The organism is Rhizobium fabae (assembly GCF_003985135.1).
GTDB lineage: Bacteria > Pseudomonadota > Alphaproteobacteria > Rhizobiales > Rhizobiaceae > Rhizobium > Rhizobium pisi.
The window spans coordinates 166,937-180,577 of the sequence record NZ_ML133652.1; the positions used below are offsets into that span (position 1 = coordinate 166,937).

A 13,641-nucleotide genomic window follows, 5' to 3' on the forward strand; every position below is an offset into this window, starting at 1 on the left:
GCTATGTTGCGTTGCCGTATGAAACTGATTATCTGGCTGCGAGCAATTCAACTTTGCAGGAGTTTCCTATGCGCATTGACGCCATTTCCATCGGTAAGAACCCCCCTGAAGACGTCAACGTTATCGTCGAGGTTCCGGTCGGCGGTCATCCGATCAAGTACGAGATGGACAAGGAAGCCGGCACGCTGGTCGTCGATCGTTTCCTCTATACGCCGATGACCTATCCGGGCAATTACGGTTTCGTGCCGCATACGCTGTCGGAAGACGGTGACCCGATCGACGTGCTGATCGCCAGCACCCGTCCGCTGGTTCCGGGCTGCGTCATCAATGTGCGCCCGATCGGCGTTCTGAAGATGGAAGACAATTCCGGCAAGGACGAGAAGATCATCGCCGTGCCGTCGCCGAAGCTGACGCTGCGCTATGAGAAGGTGAAGGACTATACCGATCTTCCCGAGATCACGCTGAAGCAGATCGAGCACTTCTTCGAGCACTACAAGGATCTAGAGCCCGGCAAGTGGGTGAAGATCTACGGCTGGGGCGATTCCAAGGAAGCCGGCCAACTCATCCTCGAAGCCGTCGAGCGCGCCAAGAAGACGAAAGCCTGATCATTCAGCGAAGAAACGCCTCGAGCTTTCTTGCCAAATCCTCCGGGTCGCCCTCGATCCGGAGGATTTTTTTGCGCGCCGTCTCGCCGGAAATGAGGCTGACGGAAGATTTGGGAATGCCGAGAGATCTCGAAATCAGCAGGATCAGGGCCTTGTTGGCCTTGCCCTTCTCGGGCACTGATGTGACGCGCGCCTTCAGATGGGGCTCGCCCTCGCCATCCGCTTCGATACCGTCGATCGCATCCCGCCCGCCATTCGGCGTCAGCCGAACGGCAAGGCGCAGGTGATCGCCGAAAAGCTTCCAGGGGCGGTTCAAGCGACCAGCGAGTAGATGAAGGGCTTGATCGGATTGTTGAGGATGGCCTGGATGAAGACGATGATCAGCAGCAGGATAATCGGCGAGATGTCGATGCCGCCCAGATTGGGCAGAAAACGGCGTATCGGCCGCAACGCAGGCTCGGTCGCGTTGTAGAAGAACATGCCCAGCTGGTTCACAAACTGGTTGTGCGAATTGATAACGTTGAATGCGTACAGCCACGAAAAAATCGCGCTGGCAATGATCACGTACCAATAAATGTTCAAAGCCATATCGATGATTAGAAATATGGCTTGAAAAACTCCTGCCATTACCGTCTCCAGTTCGTTGTTGACAGATATGTAGACATTGGCGATTAAACGAGCAAGGGCCGTGTGGAAACGCATGGCAAATCATGTTTAACGGGTGGCTTCGCAGGCAATTCCGCACCCGTCTTCTCGGAAAACAGCTATGTCGTTTTCGCCCACCGGAGACCGATTTGCCGCGTTCCGGCATTCGTCCTACACCCGCTTCTTCTTCGCGCGTTTCCTGCTTTCCTTCTCGCAGCAGATCGTCAGCGTCGCCGTCGGCTGGCAGATGTACGACCAGACGGGCAAGGCGATCTATCTCGGCCTGATCGGCCTGGTGCAGTTCCTGCCGTCGCTGCTGCTCATCCTCGTCACCGGCTCGGTGGCCGACCGGCACAATCGCCGGGCGATCGCAGCGCTTTGCTCGCTGGTGAGCGCGCTCTGCACGCTGGCGCTGCTTGTGATGACGGCGACGGGGACCTTCGCGCCTTGGCCTGTTTTCGCAGTGCTTCTGATCTTCGGCATCGAAAGGGCCTTCATGTCGCCGGCGGTGCAGTCTCTCGCACCCAATCTCGTGCCGGAGCATGCCCTTTCCAATGCCATCGCCTGGAATTCGTCGTCGTGGCAGCTTGCCGCGATCACCGGGCCGGTGCTCGGCGGTCTGCTCTATGGCGTCAGCGCGACGACGGCCTATACGGTGGCGGTGATCTTTTCCGTTCTCGGTGCGGCTCTCCTCTTCATGATTCCGAAGCCGGAACAGAAGACGACGGGTGAGGCCAAGAGCTGGGCGATGATCCTCGGCGGCTTCAGTTTCATCCGCGCGGAAAAGGTGGTGCTCGGCGCGATCTCGCTCGATCTCTTCGCCGTGCTGCTCGGCGGCGCGACGGCGCTGATGCCGATCTTCGCCCGCGATATCCTGACGCTCGGCCCCTGGGGCCTCGGACTGCTGCGCGCCGCACCGGGGCTTGGGGCCATCGTCATGGCAATCTTCCTCGCCGTCTATCCGCTGAAGCATCGCGCCGGCATCTACATGTTCATCGGCGTCGCGCTGTTCGGTGTCGGAACCATCGTCTTCGGCGCTTCGACCAATACGGAGATCTCGATTGCCGCTCTGGCGCTGATGGGGGCGGCCGACATGGTGTCGGTCTACGTGCGCGAGAGCCTGATCGCGCTCTGGACGCCGGACGAGCTGCGTGGCCGCGTCAATGCGGTCAACATGGTCTTCGTCGGCGCTTCGAACGAGCTCGGGGAATTCAGGGCGGGCACAATGGCATCGATCTTCGGCGCGGTGCCGGCGGTGATCATCGGCGGGATCGGAACGCTGGCGGTCGCGGCGATCTGGGCGTCGAGTTTCCCGAAATTGCGTGCAATCGATACGCTCGACGCGCCCAGCGCACAAACGTGACAGCGCGCCTGCCGTTACAAACCGCCGCACGCTTTAGTCCGACATGCTTTATGCGGGAAGGGTGATCGGGGCGGTCGCCTTCGCCGTCTTGCCTTCGAAGACAATATCAAGAAATTCGGTCAGCCAGGCCTTGAGCGGCGCGTCGAACAGCATGCGGCCTTCGAGATGTTCGCGGCCCTGCTGGGCGTTCGGCAGAATGAAGCGGTGCGCGCCGTGCACGACCCAGCGATGCATCATCGCCCTGGTGAGTTCGGCATGGAACTGCAGGCCCCAGGCGTTGCCGTCATACCGGAAGGCCTGGTTCGGATAGGCATCGCCTTCGGCCAGGAGATCGGCGCCGTGCGGTAGCTCGAAACCCTCGCGATGGAAGTGATAGACCATCTTCGGCCAGTGCATCAGCAGACGGCCTCTTTCGGTCGGCCGCAGCGGGTACCAGCCGATCTCCGTCGAGCCGTCGGCATTCGACTGCACCTTGCCGCCGAGATGATGGACCAGCATCTGCGCACCGAGGCAGATGCCAAGATAGGGGCGTTTTTCCCGCAGGGGAATGTTGATCCAGTCGATCTCTCTCTTGATGAAGTCATCGGGATCATTGGCGCTCATCGGCCCGCCGAAAACGACGGCGCCGGCATGATGTTCAAGCGTCGTCGGAAGCGGCTCGCCGAGAACCGGCCGCCGGATATCGAGGCGATAGCCTTTTTCGACGAGCAATTGGCCGACGCGTCCGGGGCTCGACCGCTCTTGGTGCAGGACGATGAGGATCGGGCGCGTGTCGCGGTTCGGATGTTGCTCAGTCGCTGTCATCTTGCACAACCTGGACATCGGTCACCCTGGCGGCGGCCTCCTGCCGCTTCTGGATGCGCTCGCGCGAGGAGACGCCGAGCAGATCGGCGATGCGCCAGATCACGTGGTCTTCCATCTCGCTGCGCTCACCATCGGCATAGACGATGTCCCAGAGGATGCCGATCAGCTCCAACCGCTGTTCGGTATTGAGATGGCGCTTCAGGTCGGAGGTGAAGCGATAATAGTCGACCGCGGAGCTTTCGGCCTCGAGGCCTGCGGCCATCAAGGCGTCGAGCTGCTTGCCGTCGAGCGCATACTGCTCCTTCAAGAGCTTGCGCAGGCGCTTCTTCTCGCTTGATTTGATCTGGCCGTCGGCCTCCATGACCTGCATGCAGAGCGCCGCCACCGTGATGCGCGGATCATCCGGGGCAAAAGCTTTCCGGGATTGATCGGCGGTGAGCTTCTGGAAGAATGCCTGAAAGCGTTCGAACATAAGGTTCTTGTTCCATTTCAGAAAAGGCGGAGCCGCGTCTTGGGTTCCGGTTCCGCCCTGGGATCGCGAACGCCGGGATCGTCAGGCAGTCCGCCGAAGAAAGGCTTTCCTTCGTTCGCTGCGGGCGCCCGATCGCTCACGGGTTCAGGTTTTGATTTTGCCGGCGTTGGAGCCGGTGCCGGCGCCGGGCGCACGGCCTCGGCAATGGTCGCTGCGCGTTCCAGTTCGATGATGCGATGATCGTTGACCGGGCTTTCCGGCTTGACGTCCCGTAGCGGCGGTAGCGTCTTCAGGGCGGTTTCGATCGAAGCCGGATGCGACCCCTCTTCGACCGGACCTTCGATCTGGCCGAAGGGCGCTTTCCACTCGAAGGCGTCGAGGCGGCCGGTTACGGGCGAGACCGGCAGCCATTTGTCCGATACGAAACCATCCGCCACCCAAGCCGGATCGCGCGGCGCTTTCAGCGCCTGCGCGAGCCAATGGCGCACGCGGCCCTGGTCGCCGGTTTCGGCTTCCTCGATATCGGCAAGCAGCAGGAAGGCAGCCTCGCGCGGCTGCATGCGAGCCGCCGCTTCCGCCTTGGCGCGGGCTCTTGCGAATTCCCGCGCGTCGAGCGCTGCCTGCGCAACGACGAGAAGGGATTCGACATTGTTCGGGCGCAGCCCCTCCAGCCGCTCGGCGCGCTTCAGCCGGTCGAGCGTGGAATCGCCGCTGCGGGCCCTGACATAGGCCTGGCCGATCTCAGGATGAGGGGCCGATTTCCACGCCTGTTCGAGAATGGAAGCAGCCTTGCGTACACCGCCTTCGCGGAACAGGGCCTTTGCGGCAACGAGAGCGGCCGGAATGAAATCGGCAGAGAGCTTCAAGGCCTGCTGGGCGTCGTCGCGGGCACCGGTCGGGTTGCTTTCCAGCTTCTCGCCGGCGCGCGCCGTCAGAAGGACGGCGTGCAGGCGGTTGGCTTCGGCCTTTTCGACGACGCGGGCGGCCTTCTGCTGTTCGAGCAGGCGGATCGCATCGTCCCAGCGGCCGGCCTGGCTGCGATATTCGAGCGTCGCCTGCGCTGCCCAGGGCAGATAAAGCGCATTATCGGCAGCCTTCTCGGCATATTGGCGGGCGGCCTCGTTGGCCCCGAGGCGGCGGGCTTCCAGATAGAGGCCGCGGAGACCGAGCTCGCGCGTCTCGGGATCGTTGGCCATGGCCTCGAATTTGGCGCGCGCCTCGTCATGGCGGCCTTCAATCAGGGCGGCCTGGGCTTCGAGCAGGTTGATCAAAGGCTCCTGATCGACGCGGATGAGGCCGCGCGAGCGGGCGGCCATCTTGCGGGCAAGCAGCGCATTGCCGGCGCCGGCGGCGATCAGGCCGGTCGAGAGCGCCTGATAGCCGCGGTCGCGCTTGCGGGCGCGGAAATAGCGCGTCACCGAATGCGGCGAGGTCCAGACCAGGCGGACGAACCACCAGGCGATCATCACGGCGGCGACAAGAGCGATGATCGCGCTGGCGGCGACGATCAGCTTCGTCTGGTAGATCTGGCCTTCCCAGATCAGAGAAAGGTCGCCGGGACGGTCGGCGAGCCAGGAAAAGCCATAGGCGAGAAGCAGCACGAGCAGGGCGAAGACGACAAGTCTGATCATGATCTTACCCTTGCTTGCCGGTGCCGCTGACCGCTTTCGACAGCGCCCCGCCGACCAGTTCCTCGACACGGATGCGCGCTTCCAGCGACTGCTTGAAGGCGGCGGAAGCCTGCTTGCCCGAAGCGGGCAGATTGTTCCATTCGGCCGAAGCGCCGGGCAGATCGCCGTTCTTCACCTTGTCCTCCATGCGGGCGGCGATCGCTTCGACGCTTTCGCCCTCGATATTGCCGACGGGGCGGACCGTCACCAGCGATTTCGCGCTCGCCATCAGGCGGTCCGACCAGCTCTGGTTCGGATCCGGCTGGTTGACGGCTTCGACGATCGCGGTCGCAACATCGGGAATCTGACGCACCAGCTCGGTGCGCGAGGGAATGCCGGTTTCGGCAAAGGTGCGCAGGTCGGCGACGGCTGGATCGTCGGGCGCGACGCCTGCGAAAGTATCGAGTTCGGCAAGGAAGGGGCCGCCGCGATCAATCGCCGCCTTGAGGGCTGCCGCTGCGATCGCCCGGGCGACGGCGACGTCCTCGCGCGGCTCGTTCAGCTTCTTTTCGGCTTCTTCGAGCCGCTTGGCGATGTCGGCGCCGTTGCTCGTCTGCTGCTCGGAAGACTGGGCAAGTGTGGCGCGCAGTTGATCGACTTGACCGCTGAGCTCGGCAATCTTCTGGTTGAGTGCCTCGACATTCGCCGAATCGGCCGGCGCGCCGGCTGCGGGTGCCCCGGCCGCGGTTTCCAGCGCGGCGACACGCTTTTCAAGTGCATCATCGCCCTTACCCGCCGGGTTGGCAGCGAGATTGGCGACGGTCTGTTTCAGGCCATCGATCTCACCGGAAAGATCGGCGATGTCAGGCGAGGCCGTCTGCGGCGCGGAGGAACCCGGGAGATATCCGGCATATTGAATGGCGCCTGCGCCAAGCAGCGCCACGAGGCCGCCGAAGATGCCGGCCGCGATGAGGCCGGAGGTGCCGGCGTTCCGTGCCGCCGGTTGTTCGGGAGGGGGCATGAAGGGCGGTTCCGGAGCTGCCGGCTCTTCCTCCCGCGCATCCGTCCCAGGCTGGTCCTCGTGTTCGGCCCGTTCATCCTCGGTCAGCGACGCAGTTTCAGTTTCGGGCGTCGCGCCGGCATCGGCTGGGCTGTTGACGGCGTCGCCAACGTCATTCTCCACCGGCTTTGCGGTATCGGCTGCAGAGGCGAAATCCTGTGCTTCGAGGTCGATCGTGACCGGCTCGTCGGCGCTCTTGGAATGGCGTGGCGGGTTTCCCGATACCATGAGGTCCTCTTTATCCTGCATTGCAACGAAACTAGACAGTGATGCCAATTAAGGGAAGAGGTTAGATCAAATTTGGGCGGCTAAAGCATTCAAAGCAGCGACAAAAGACTCTTCTCATCCGGCATCGGCGCAATCGCCGCATTTTTTTTCAAAGCCGCCGGAATGGCTTCCGCAACCGCCTCGCTGAGGCAGAGAAGCCGGATTCCGCTCTCCTCCGACAGGGCTGAGCGGAGTTCCGCCACGCCGAAAAAATCGTCGGCCGTCTGCCGGGAATAGAAGAGAACGACCTGCGGAGGGACGCCTGCGAAGATCGCGTCGATCTCGGCCGGGCTCGGAGCGACGGGTTGCATGCGGTAACATTCGGCGATCGAAAAGCGGATACCGCGTTCACGCAAGCCTGCTTCGAAGGTTTCCGCGCGCGGGGTGCCGGCAAGGTAGAGCAAGCCATCCGCTCCCTGCGCGGCGGCGAGATCGGCGAGATCGCGGCCGTTGCCCGAGGACGCGGCGACTGACTGGAAGCCCAGGCTTTGCGCCTCTTTCGCCGTTGCCTCCCCGACCGCGAAAAGCGGGCGGGCAAGATGCGGGCGAAGTTGCTCTCCGAGCGCGGAAACGACCCTGACGGCTTCGGCGCTGGTCATCGCGATCGGGCCGTTGGTGGCTGCGAGCGCGGTTGCGGCGCCGGCGCTGTCGTGCAGCGGCCGACGCAGCGGCAGCAGCAAGGGCTCGTGGCCCATCTCGCGCAAACGTTGTGCGGTTCTCGTCGCCGAATGCGCGGGGCGGGTGACGAGAACACGCATGGCCGCTTCAGTGCCAGTCTTCGAAAAAAGCGCTACCGGCCCTTGCGCGCACGTCCTGGCCGGCACGGGTGCCTAGCGCTGCCGCATCGCGGCGATGGCCGTCGGTCGTCACCGCATGCTGGCTGCGGCCGTCGGGGGTGATGATCAGGCCGGAAAACCGGATCAGATCGCCTTCGCAGACGGCGTAGCCGCCGATCGGCGTGCGGCAGGAGCCGTCGAGAGCGGCGAGGAAGGCGCGTTCGCAGGAGACGGTGTCGAAGGTTGGCGCGTCGTTGATCGGGGCCAAGAGATCGTCAATCCCGGTGTCGCCGATGCGGCTTTCGATGCAGATCGCCCCCTGCGCCGGCGCCGGCGGGAAGGTGTCGGGGTCGAGGATATCGGTCAGCACCTCGACCTTGCCGAGACGTTTCAGGCCGGCAAGCGCGAGCAAGGTCGCATCGACCTGGCCTTCTTCAAGCTTGCGCAGGCGTGTTTCGACCGAGCCGCGGAAGGTGATGACGTTGATATCGGGCCGCATGCGGCGGATCAGCGCCTGACGACGCAGCGATGAAGAGCCGACGGTTGCGCCGTGCGGCAGGTCGATCAGCTTGCGCGCGGTGCGGCCGATGACGGCGTCGCGGATGTCCTCGCGCGGCAGATAGGCGGAGAGATAAAGGCCATCCGGCAGCGTCGTTGGCATGTCCTTGGTGGAGTGTACGGCAAAATCCAGTTCGCCGGCGGCAAGCTTCTGTTCGAGCTCTTCGGTGAAGAGGCCTTTGCCGCCGATCTCGGCGAGCGACCGGTCGGTGATGCGGTCGCCCTTGGTCGTCAGCACGACGATTTCGAACATCTCCTCGGGCAGGTTATGCGCCGCCATCAGCCTGTCGCGGGCCTCATGCGCCTGGGCAAGCGCCAGCGGGCTGCCTCGCGTGCCGATCCGGAAAGGTTTTGTTTGCATCAGCTCTGTTCCGTTGTTACCGGAGTTCTCGTAAACGGGTTTCCGTACCATCGCAATCAACGAACAGGCCTCATGGTTCCCTTTCTGCGCATTCTCGGCATCGAAACAAGCTGCGACGAGACCGCCGCGGCGGTTGTCGAGCGCGATGCGGAAGGGCATTCCAAGGTGCTGTCCGATGTGGTGCTTTCCCAGCTTGACGAGCATAGCGCCTACGGCGGCGTGGTGCCGGAGATCGCCGCGCGCGCCCATGTCGAGGCGCTGGACGAGCTGATCGAGGAGGCCTTGGCGCGCGCCAATGTGTCGCTGGCTGAGGTCGATGCCATTGCCGCCACGTCCGGGCCCGGGCTGATCGGCGGGCTGCTTGTGGGGTTGATGACCGGCAAGGCGATCGCGAGAGCCGCCGGCAAGCCGCTCTATGCCGTCAACCATCTCGAAGGCCATGCGCTGACGGCGCGGCTGACGGACGGGCTTTCTTTTCCCTATCTGATGCTGCTCGTTTCCGGCGGCCATACCCAGCTGATCCTGGTGCGCGGCGTCGGGCAGTACGAGCGCTGGGGGACGACGATCGACGATGCGCTGGGTGAAGCCTTCGACAAAACGGCAAAGCTGCTCGGCCTGCCCTATCCCGGCGGCCCGGCCGTGGAGCGGATGGCGCGGGATGGCAATCCCGATCGGTTCAATTTTCCGCGCCCGCTGGTCGGTGAGGCACGGCTCGACTTCTCCTTCTCCGGCCTGAAGACGGCCGTGCGGCAGGCAGCACAGGAGATCGCTCCGCTCAGCGATCAGGACGTCGCCGATATCTGCGCCTCGTTCCAGAAGGCGATTTCGCGCACGCTGAAGGACCGCATCGGCCGCGGTCTGCAGCGCTTCAAGACGGAATTTCCTGTAACCGGCGAGAAGCCGGCGCTTGTCGTTGCCGGCGGCGTCGCCGCCAATCTCGAACTGCGCGGCACGTTGCAGGCGCTATGCGACAAGAACGGCTTCCGCTTCATTGCGCCGCCACTCAGCCTCTGCACCGATAATGCGGTGATGATCGCCTGGGCGGGACTGGAGCGCATGGCGACGGGCGTTCAGCCTGACACACTCGACGTGCAGCCACGTTCGCGCTGGCCGCTCGATTCCAAGGCGGAGACGCTGATCGGTTTCGGAAAACGAGGGGCCAAGGCATGAGCGAAAACATCGCCGTCGTCGGATCGGGGGCTTTCGGAACGGCGCTCGCCGCCGTCATTGCTCTTGCCGGGCGAAGTGCGGTGACGCTCGTCGGGCGCGATCCGTCGCTTATTGCGGATCTGAAAACCGAGCGGCTGCACGAAGCGGTACTGCCCGGCATCCCGCTGCCCGATACGTTGGAATTTTCGGCCGAGGCGGACGCGATCACCGGCGCCTCCATCGTGCTTTTTGCGATGCCATCGCAGGCGCAGGCCGATGCGGCGCGGCAATATGGCCCCTACCTTGCCAAGGATGCCGTGGTCGTCACCTGTGCGAAAGGCATCGAGCGGGCAACGGGCAATCTCTTGACCGACATGCTGGAACGGGAACTGCCTGACCACCCGGTCGCCGTGCTCTCCGGCCCGGGCTTTGCCGCTGATATCGCCAAGGGGCTGCCGACGGCGATGGCGATCGCGGCGGCTGATATGGAGACTGCGGAGCGGCTCGCTCAGGCAATATCGGGCCGGACCTTCCGGCTCTACGCCTCGGACGATCGCATCGGTGTGCAGCTCGGCGGCGCGCTCAAGAACGTGCTGGCGATCGCCTGCGGCATCGTCGAAGGCCGCGGTATCGGCGATTCCGCGCGCGCGGCGCTGATTGCGCGCGGGCTTGCGGAAATGTCGCGTTTCGTCGTCGCCAAGGGCGGGCAGGCGGATACGGTGCGTGGGCTTTCCGGTCTCGGCGATCTGGTGCTGACGGCAACGAGCCATCAATCGCGAAACCTGCGCTACGGCATTGCGCTCGGTCGCGGCGACAAGACCGATCCCCTGCATGGTGCGCTGGTGGAAGGCGCGTTTGCCGCCTCCGTCGCCTCGCGGCTTGCGGCGAAATTGAAGGTCAGCATGCCGATCACCGACGCCGTTTCCGCCATTATCGACGGCCGTCTCGATATATCAGATGCGATCGAGCAGCTGATGACGCGCCCAATTACTACCGAATAGGAGAACAGACATGCTTTTCGCCCTTCTCTGCAAGGATAAGCCGGGGCATCTGAATGTGCGCATGGAGACGCGGCCGACGCATCTCGACTATCTCAACGGGCTGAATGCCGAGGGCACGCTGAAGATCGCCGGCCCGTTTCTCGATGATGACGGCAAGCCCTGCGGCAGCCTGATCGTCGTCGAAGCGGAATCGAAAGAGGCCGCGCGTGCGCTTGCCGATGCCGATCCCTATGCCAAGGCAGGATTGTTCGAAAGCGTCGACGTCAAGGCCTACAACTGGGTCTTCAACAAGCCGGAGGCGTGAGCATGGCACACTGGCTCTATAAATCCGAACCTGCCTCCTGGTCCTGGGAGCAGCAGAAGGCTGCCGGCGAAAAGGGCACGGAATGGACGGGTGTCCGCAACTATCTCGCGCGCAACAACATGCGGGCGATGCAGATCGGCGACAAGGGCTTTTTCTATCACTCCAATGACGGGCTGGAGATCGTCGGCATCGTCGAAGTCTGCGCGCTCTCGCATCCGGATTCCAGCGCCAAGGGCGATCCGAAATGGGATTGCGTCGATATCCGCGCCGTCATGGATATGCCGAAGCCGGTGACGCTCAAGGATGTCAAGGCGAGCGAGAAGCTTGCCAAGATGGCGCTCGTCACCTCGATGCGGCTTTCGGTGCAGCCGGTGACGGAGGAAGAATATCTCGAAGTCTGCCGCATGGGCGGGCTGGATAATCCGCCACGTTGAAAACCGATCCCGAAGCCTTCATCCGCGCCAATACCGGCCTGATGGCGCCGCCGCATGTGCCGGAGATTTCGCTCCATCTCGCAAGCGAGGCGCATGAACTCTGGCTGAAGACGGAAGAAGAGCTGGAGGCGATCGGCCTGCCGCCGCCGTTTTGGGCTTTCGCCTGGGCGGGTGGGCAGGGGTTGGCGCGCTATCTTCTCGATCATCCGGAAATGGTGCGCGGCACAAGCGTGCTGGATTTTGCCAGCGGCTCCGGCCTTGTCGGCATTGCCGCTGTGATGGCCGGCGCCCGCGAGGTCACGGCGAGCGATATCGATCCCTGGGCGGAAACGGCGATCCGGCTGAATGCTGGCGCCAATCGCATTTCGCTCGGATTTACCGGCGCCGACCTGATCGGACAGGCCGTCGATGCGGATATCGTGCTTGCCGGCGACGTCTTTTACGACCGCGCTTTCGCCGATGCGCTTGTTCCGTGGTTCGCACGGCTGGCGACGGAGGGCAAAACGGTTCTTGTCGGCGATCCCGGGCGAAGCTACCTGCCTCGGGAACGGCTGGAATTCTGCGCGGTTTATGAGGTGCCGGTGACGCGGGCGCTGGAGGACAGCGAAATCAAGAAGACCACCGTTTGGCGCTTCTGTTCTTAAGGCCGGATGACACAGACATTGGCTTCGTAGGTGCAGGGGTCGTCCTGAACGGCGACGTCGATGACCTTCGCCTTCGGCGCCGTCGGTTCGGGCCGCGGGGGATAGAAGCCGTAGCCATTGCCGCCGACATAGGTTCCGCCATCGACCTGATAAACATAGGAAGAGCCGGAATAGGTGCCGCCGCCGTCCCAACTCTGTGCCTGGGGGGCGATGATGAGGAGATTGTTGCGAAATACGCGATTTGTTGCCGCTGACGAAAACTGCGTCAGCATCGGCATCCTGTTCCTGCCTCGGTGGCCATAGAAATTGTCGAAACCTATGCCGCGGTTGCGCCAGCTCACGCGTTCGCCGAGGAGCAACCCGCCGTGGAAGGCGTGGCGATGGTCGGGGAAGCGGTCAAAATGGTGGCGCTCGCCCGCAGTCGCTGGGAGTGCGGAAAGTGCTGCGAGCGCAAGCAGGGTGACTGCGGACAGACTGCGAAACATGGATGCCGGCCTCCGGAATTCCGATCGTTAACAAATCGTTAACGACAGATTGCGCCAAAAGCGGCAGCTTGTCCATTCGCGTGGGAGGAACGGCATAAATATTGAGCGTAAAAGGCCAGTTTGGTTGGACCGCAAACTTCCCGGCAATCCGAATCGATTAAATTAAATGCAGACAGCGATTGTGCTTGTCGTCTGGCTTTCCGGTGAGTAAACGTCGCAATTGATGCAACGCACACAGAGAATTTTGTCATTCGTGTGGTTGACTGAGCATGCTCCGAAATCCGGGAGCGCAGAGAAGCCGCCGCGAGGTTCTGATGGCGAACGTGACAAATAACCGGCCCCTGTCGCCGCATTTGCAGATTTACAAACCTATTCCTACCATGGTCATGTCCATCGTCCACCGCATCACCGGCGGCGCGCTGTACGTGGGCACGTTGCTCGTCGCCTGGTGGCTGATCGCGGCCGCAAGTGGCCAGGGCTCCTATGATTGGGCCAACTGGGTGCTCGGCAGCCTTATCGGCAAGCTCGTGCTCCTCGGTTATACTTGGGCGCTGCTGCACCACATGCTCGGCGGCTTCCGCCACTTCATGTGGGACCTCGGCTATGGCTTCGAGAAGGAATTTTCGACCAAGCTCGCCATTGCCAACATCATCGGATCGCTCTGTCTGACCGTGCTGGTCTGGGTGATCGGCTTCCTCATTCGCTTCTGAAGGTCCTCTCATGGATATGCGCACCCCCCTCGGCAAGGTTCGCGGGCTCGGCTCCGCCAAGGACGGCACGGACCATTTCTGGCGCCAGCGGCTGACGGCTGTCGCCAATGTTCCGCTCATCCTTTTCTTCCTGATGTTCATGATCGCCTATGCCGGCGCGCCCTATGCGGATGTGGTTCGCGCGCTGTCGAACCCCTTCGTCGCTGTTGTCATGGGACTGATGGTGATCTCAGGCGTCATCCACATGAAGCTCGGCATGCAGGTCATCATCGAGGACTACGTGCACGGTGAGTTCGGCAAGGTCGCCCTCCTGATGCTGAACACCTTCTTTGCGATCCTGATCGCCGGCCTCTGTCTCTTCGCCATTCTGAAAATCGCATTCGTAGGATAAGC

Annotated in this window: 18 protein-coding genes; 9 read left to right on the plus strand and 9 right to left on the minus strand. The window is 62.8% G+C overall.

What is annotated here, in order from left to right; translation table 11 throughout:
* The first annotated feature begins 68 nt into the window (after positions 1 to 68).
* A complete protein-coding gene (ppa, locus tag EFB14_RS18090) occupies positions 69 to 605 on the plus strand; it encodes an inorganic diphosphatase (RefSeq protein ID WP_125846075.1) in 537 nt (178 codons plus the stop codon).
* A gap of 4 nt (positions 606 to 609) precedes the next feature.
* Here ppa and EFB14_RS18095 read toward each other — a convergent pair whose 3' ends face one another.
* Positions 610 to 921: a DUF167 domain-containing protein gene (locus tag EFB14_RS18095; RefSeq protein WP_126827679.1), complete on the minus strand. Its 312-nt coding sequence runs from the start codon at positions 919 to 921 to the stop codon at positions 610 to 612.
* Positions 918 to 1,307: a YggT family protein gene (locus EFB14_RS18100; protein ID WP_126827681.1), complete on the minus strand. Its 390-nt coding sequence runs from the start codon at positions 1,305 to 1,307 to the stop codon at positions 918 to 920. The genes EFB14_RS18095 and EFB14_RS18100 overlap by 4 nt, the downstream gene beginning before the upstream one ends.
* Positions 1,308 to 1,371: 64 nt before the next feature.
* Here EFB14_RS18100 and EFB14_RS18105 point away from each other — a divergent pair, with 64 nt between their 5' ends.
* Positions 1,372 to 2,613 carry an MFS transporter gene (locus tag EFB14_RS18105; protein ID WP_126827683.1) on the plus strand — a complete coding sequence of 414 codons (1,242 nt, stop codon included), beginning with the start codon at positions 1,372 to 1,374 and terminating at the stop codon, positions 2,611 to 2,613.
* Between the two features lie 48 nt (positions 2,614 to 2,661).
* Here EFB14_RS18105 and EFB14_RS18110 read toward each other — a convergent pair whose 3' ends face one another.
* From EFB14_RS18110 to hemC, 6 genes are all read right to left on the minus strand, one after another.
* Positions 2,662 to 3,435 (minus strand): glutamine amidotransferase, encoded by a 774-nt coding sequence (locus EFB14_RS18110; protein WP_126827685.1) that lies wholly within the window; start codon positions 3,433 to 3,435, stop codon positions 2,662 to 2,664.
* The gene (locus tag EFB14_RS18115; RefSeq protein WP_126827687.1) at positions 3,404 to 3,889 is read right to left on the minus strand and encodes a tellurite resistance TerB family protein; all 486 of its coding nucleotides are present in this window, start codon (positions 3,887 to 3,889) and stop codon (positions 3,404 to 3,406) included. The genes EFB14_RS18110 and EFB14_RS18115 overlap by 32 nt, the downstream gene beginning before the upstream one ends.
* Before the next feature lie 17 nt (positions 3,890 to 3,906).
* Entirely contained in the window at positions 3,907 to 5,523 is a 1,617-nt protein-coding gene (locus EFB14_RS18120; protein ID WP_126827960.1) for a heme biosynthesis protein HemY, read from the minus strand.
* A 1-nt stretch (position 5,524) separates the two neighbouring features.
* Complete coding sequence (locus tag EFB14_RS18125) at positions 5,525 to 6,808, minus strand: COG4223 family protein (protein ID WP_183604873.1); 1,284 nt, start codon at positions 6,806 to 6,808, stop codon at positions 5,525 to 5,527.
* A gap of 68 nt (positions 6,809 to 6,876) precedes the next feature.
* The gene (locus EFB14_RS18130; protein WP_126827691.1) at positions 6,877 to 7,584 is read right to left on the minus strand and encodes a uroporphyrinogen-III synthase; all 708 of its coding nucleotides are present in this window, start codon (positions 7,582 to 7,584) and stop codon (positions 6,877 to 6,879) included.
* A gap of 7 nt (positions 7,585 to 7,591) precedes the next feature.
* Positions 7,592 to 8,521 (minus strand): hydroxymethylbilane synthase, encoded by a 930-nt coding sequence (hemC, locus tag EFB14_RS18135; RefSeq protein WP_126827693.1) that lies wholly within the window; start codon positions 8,519 to 8,521, stop codon positions 7,592 to 7,594.
* 72 nt (positions 8,522 to 8,593) lie between these two features.
* Between hemC and tsaD the strand changes: the two genes are divergently transcribed.
* From tsaD to EFB14_RS18160, 5 genes are read left to right on the plus strand one after another with little or no spacing between them, the layout of a single operon-like run.
* The gene (gene tsaD, locus EFB14_RS18140; RefSeq protein ID WP_126827695.1) at positions 8,594 to 9,691 is read left to right on the plus strand and encodes a tRNA (adenosine(37)-N6)-threonylcarbamoyltransferase complex transferase subunit TsaD; all 1,098 of its coding nucleotides are present in this window, start codon (positions 8,594 to 8,596) and stop codon (positions 9,689 to 9,691) included.
* On the plus strand, positions 9,688 to 10,671 hold the full coding sequence (locus EFB14_RS18145; protein WP_126827697.1) for an NAD(P)H-dependent glycerol-3-phosphate dehydrogenase: 984 nt from the start codon (positions 9,688 to 9,690) through the stop codon (positions 10,669 to 10,671). Before tsaD ends, EFB14_RS18145 begins: the two co-directional genes overlap by 4 nt.
* A 10-nt stretch (positions 10,672 to 10,681) precedes the next feature.
* The gene (locus EFB14_RS18150; RefSeq protein WP_125846095.1) at positions 10,682 to 10,975 is read left to right on the plus strand and encodes a YciI-like protein; all 294 of its coding nucleotides are present in this window, start codon (positions 10,682 to 10,684) and stop codon (positions 10,973 to 10,975) included.
* Positions 10,976 to 10,977: 2 nt separating this feature from the next.
* Positions 10,978 to 11,409, plus strand: a complete 432-nt coding sequence (locus EFB14_RS18155; RefSeq protein ID WP_047615609.1) for an EVE domain-containing protein — start codon at positions 10,978 to 10,980, stop codon at positions 11,407 to 11,409.
* Complete coding sequence (locus EFB14_RS18160) at positions 11,406 to 12,053, plus strand: class I SAM-dependent methyltransferase (RefSeq protein WP_126827699.1); 648 nt, start codon at positions 11,406 to 11,408, stop codon at positions 12,051 to 12,053. The genes EFB14_RS18155 and EFB14_RS18160 overlap by 4 nt, the downstream gene beginning before the upstream one ends.
* Here the strand turns inward: EFB14_RS18160 and EFB14_RS18165 are convergent.
* Positions 12,050 to 12,538: a hypothetical protein gene (locus EFB14_RS18165; RefSeq protein ID WP_126827701.1), complete on the minus strand. Its 489-nt coding sequence runs from the start codon at positions 12,536 to 12,538 to the stop codon at positions 12,050 to 12,052. The two genes, EFB14_RS18160 and EFB14_RS18165, sit on opposite strands and share 4 nt — an antisense overlap.
* A 314-nt stretch (positions 12,539 to 12,852) precedes the next feature.
* Here EFB14_RS18165 and sdhC point away from each other — a divergent pair, with 314 nt between their 5' ends.
* Both sdhC and sdhD read left to right on the plus strand, forming a co-directional pair.
* On the plus strand, positions 12,853 to 13,248 hold the full coding sequence (gene sdhC, locus EFB14_RS18170) for a succinate dehydrogenase, cytochrome b556 subunit (protein WP_126827703.1): 396 nt from the start codon (positions 12,853 to 12,855) through the stop codon (positions 13,246 to 13,248).
* 10 nt (positions 13,249 to 13,258) lie between these two features.
* Positions 13,259 to 13,639, plus strand: a complete 381-nt coding sequence (gene sdhD, locus EFB14_RS18175) for a succinate dehydrogenase, hydrophobic membrane anchor protein (protein ID WP_126827705.1) — start codon at positions 13,259 to 13,261, stop codon at positions 13,637 to 13,639.
* Positions 13,640 to 13,641 lie beyond the last annotated feature (2 nt).

Bases quoted from the DNA above. Each gene is read 5' to 3' on its own strand.
- EFB14_RS18145 (WP_126827697.1), top strand. From the start codon at position 9,688: ATGAGCGAAAACATCGCCGTCGTCGGATCGGGGGCTTTCGGAACGGCG.
- EFB14_RS18150 (WP_125846095.1), top strand. From the start codon at position 10,682: ATGCTTTTCGCCCTTCTCTGCAAGGATAAGCCGGGGCATCTGAATGTG.
- sdhC (WP_126827703.1), top strand. From the start codon at position 12,853: ATGGCGAACGTGACAAATAACCGGCCCCTGTCGCCGCATTTGCAGATT.
- EFB14_RS18110 (WP_126827685.1), bottom strand. From the start codon at position 3,435: ATGTCCAGGTTGTGCAAGATGACAGCGACTGAGCAACATCCGAACCGC.
- ppa (WP_125846075.1), top strand. From the start codon at position 69: ATGCGCATTGACGCCATTTCCATCGGTAAGAACCCCCCTGAAGACGTC.
- tsaD (WP_126827695.1), top strand. From the start codon at position 8,594: ATGGTTCCCTTTCTGCGCATTCTCGGCATCGAAACAAGCTGCGACGAG.
- EFB14_RS18155 (WP_047615609.1), top strand. From the start codon at position 10,978: ATGGCACACTGGCTCTATAAATCCGAACCTGCCTCCTGGTCCTGGGAG.
- EFB14_RS18100 (WP_126827681.1), bottom strand. From the start codon at position 1,307: ATGCGTTTCCACACGGCCCTTGCTCGTTTAATCGCCAATGTCTACATA.
- EFB14_RS18115 (WP_126827687.1), bottom strand. From the start codon at position 3,889: ATGTTCGAACGCTTTCAGGCATTCTTCCAGAAGCTCACCGCCGATCAA.
- hemC (WP_126827693.1), bottom strand. From the start codon at position 8,521: ATGCAAACAAAACCTTTCCGGATCGGCACGCGAGGCAGCCCGCTGGCG.
- EFB14_RS18125 (WP_183604873.1), bottom strand. From the start codon at position 6,808: ATGCAGGATAAAGAGGACCTCATGGTATCGGGAAACCCGCCACGCCAT.
- EFB14_RS18130 (WP_126827691.1), bottom strand. From the start codon at position 7,584: ATGCGTGTTCTCGTCACCCGCCCCGCGCATTCGGCGACGAGAACCGCA.
- EFB14_RS18165 (WP_126827701.1), bottom strand. From the start codon at position 12,538: ATGTTTCGCAGTCTGTCCGCAGTCACCCTGCTTGCGCTCGCAGCACTT.
- sdhD (WP_126827705.1), top strand. From the start codon at position 13,259: ATGGATATGCGCACCCCCCTCGGCAAGGTTCGCGGGCTCGGCTCCGCC.
- EFB14_RS18105 (WP_126827683.1), top strand. From the start codon at position 1,372: ATGTCGTTTTCGCCCACCGGAGACCGATTTGCCGCGTTCCGGCATTCG.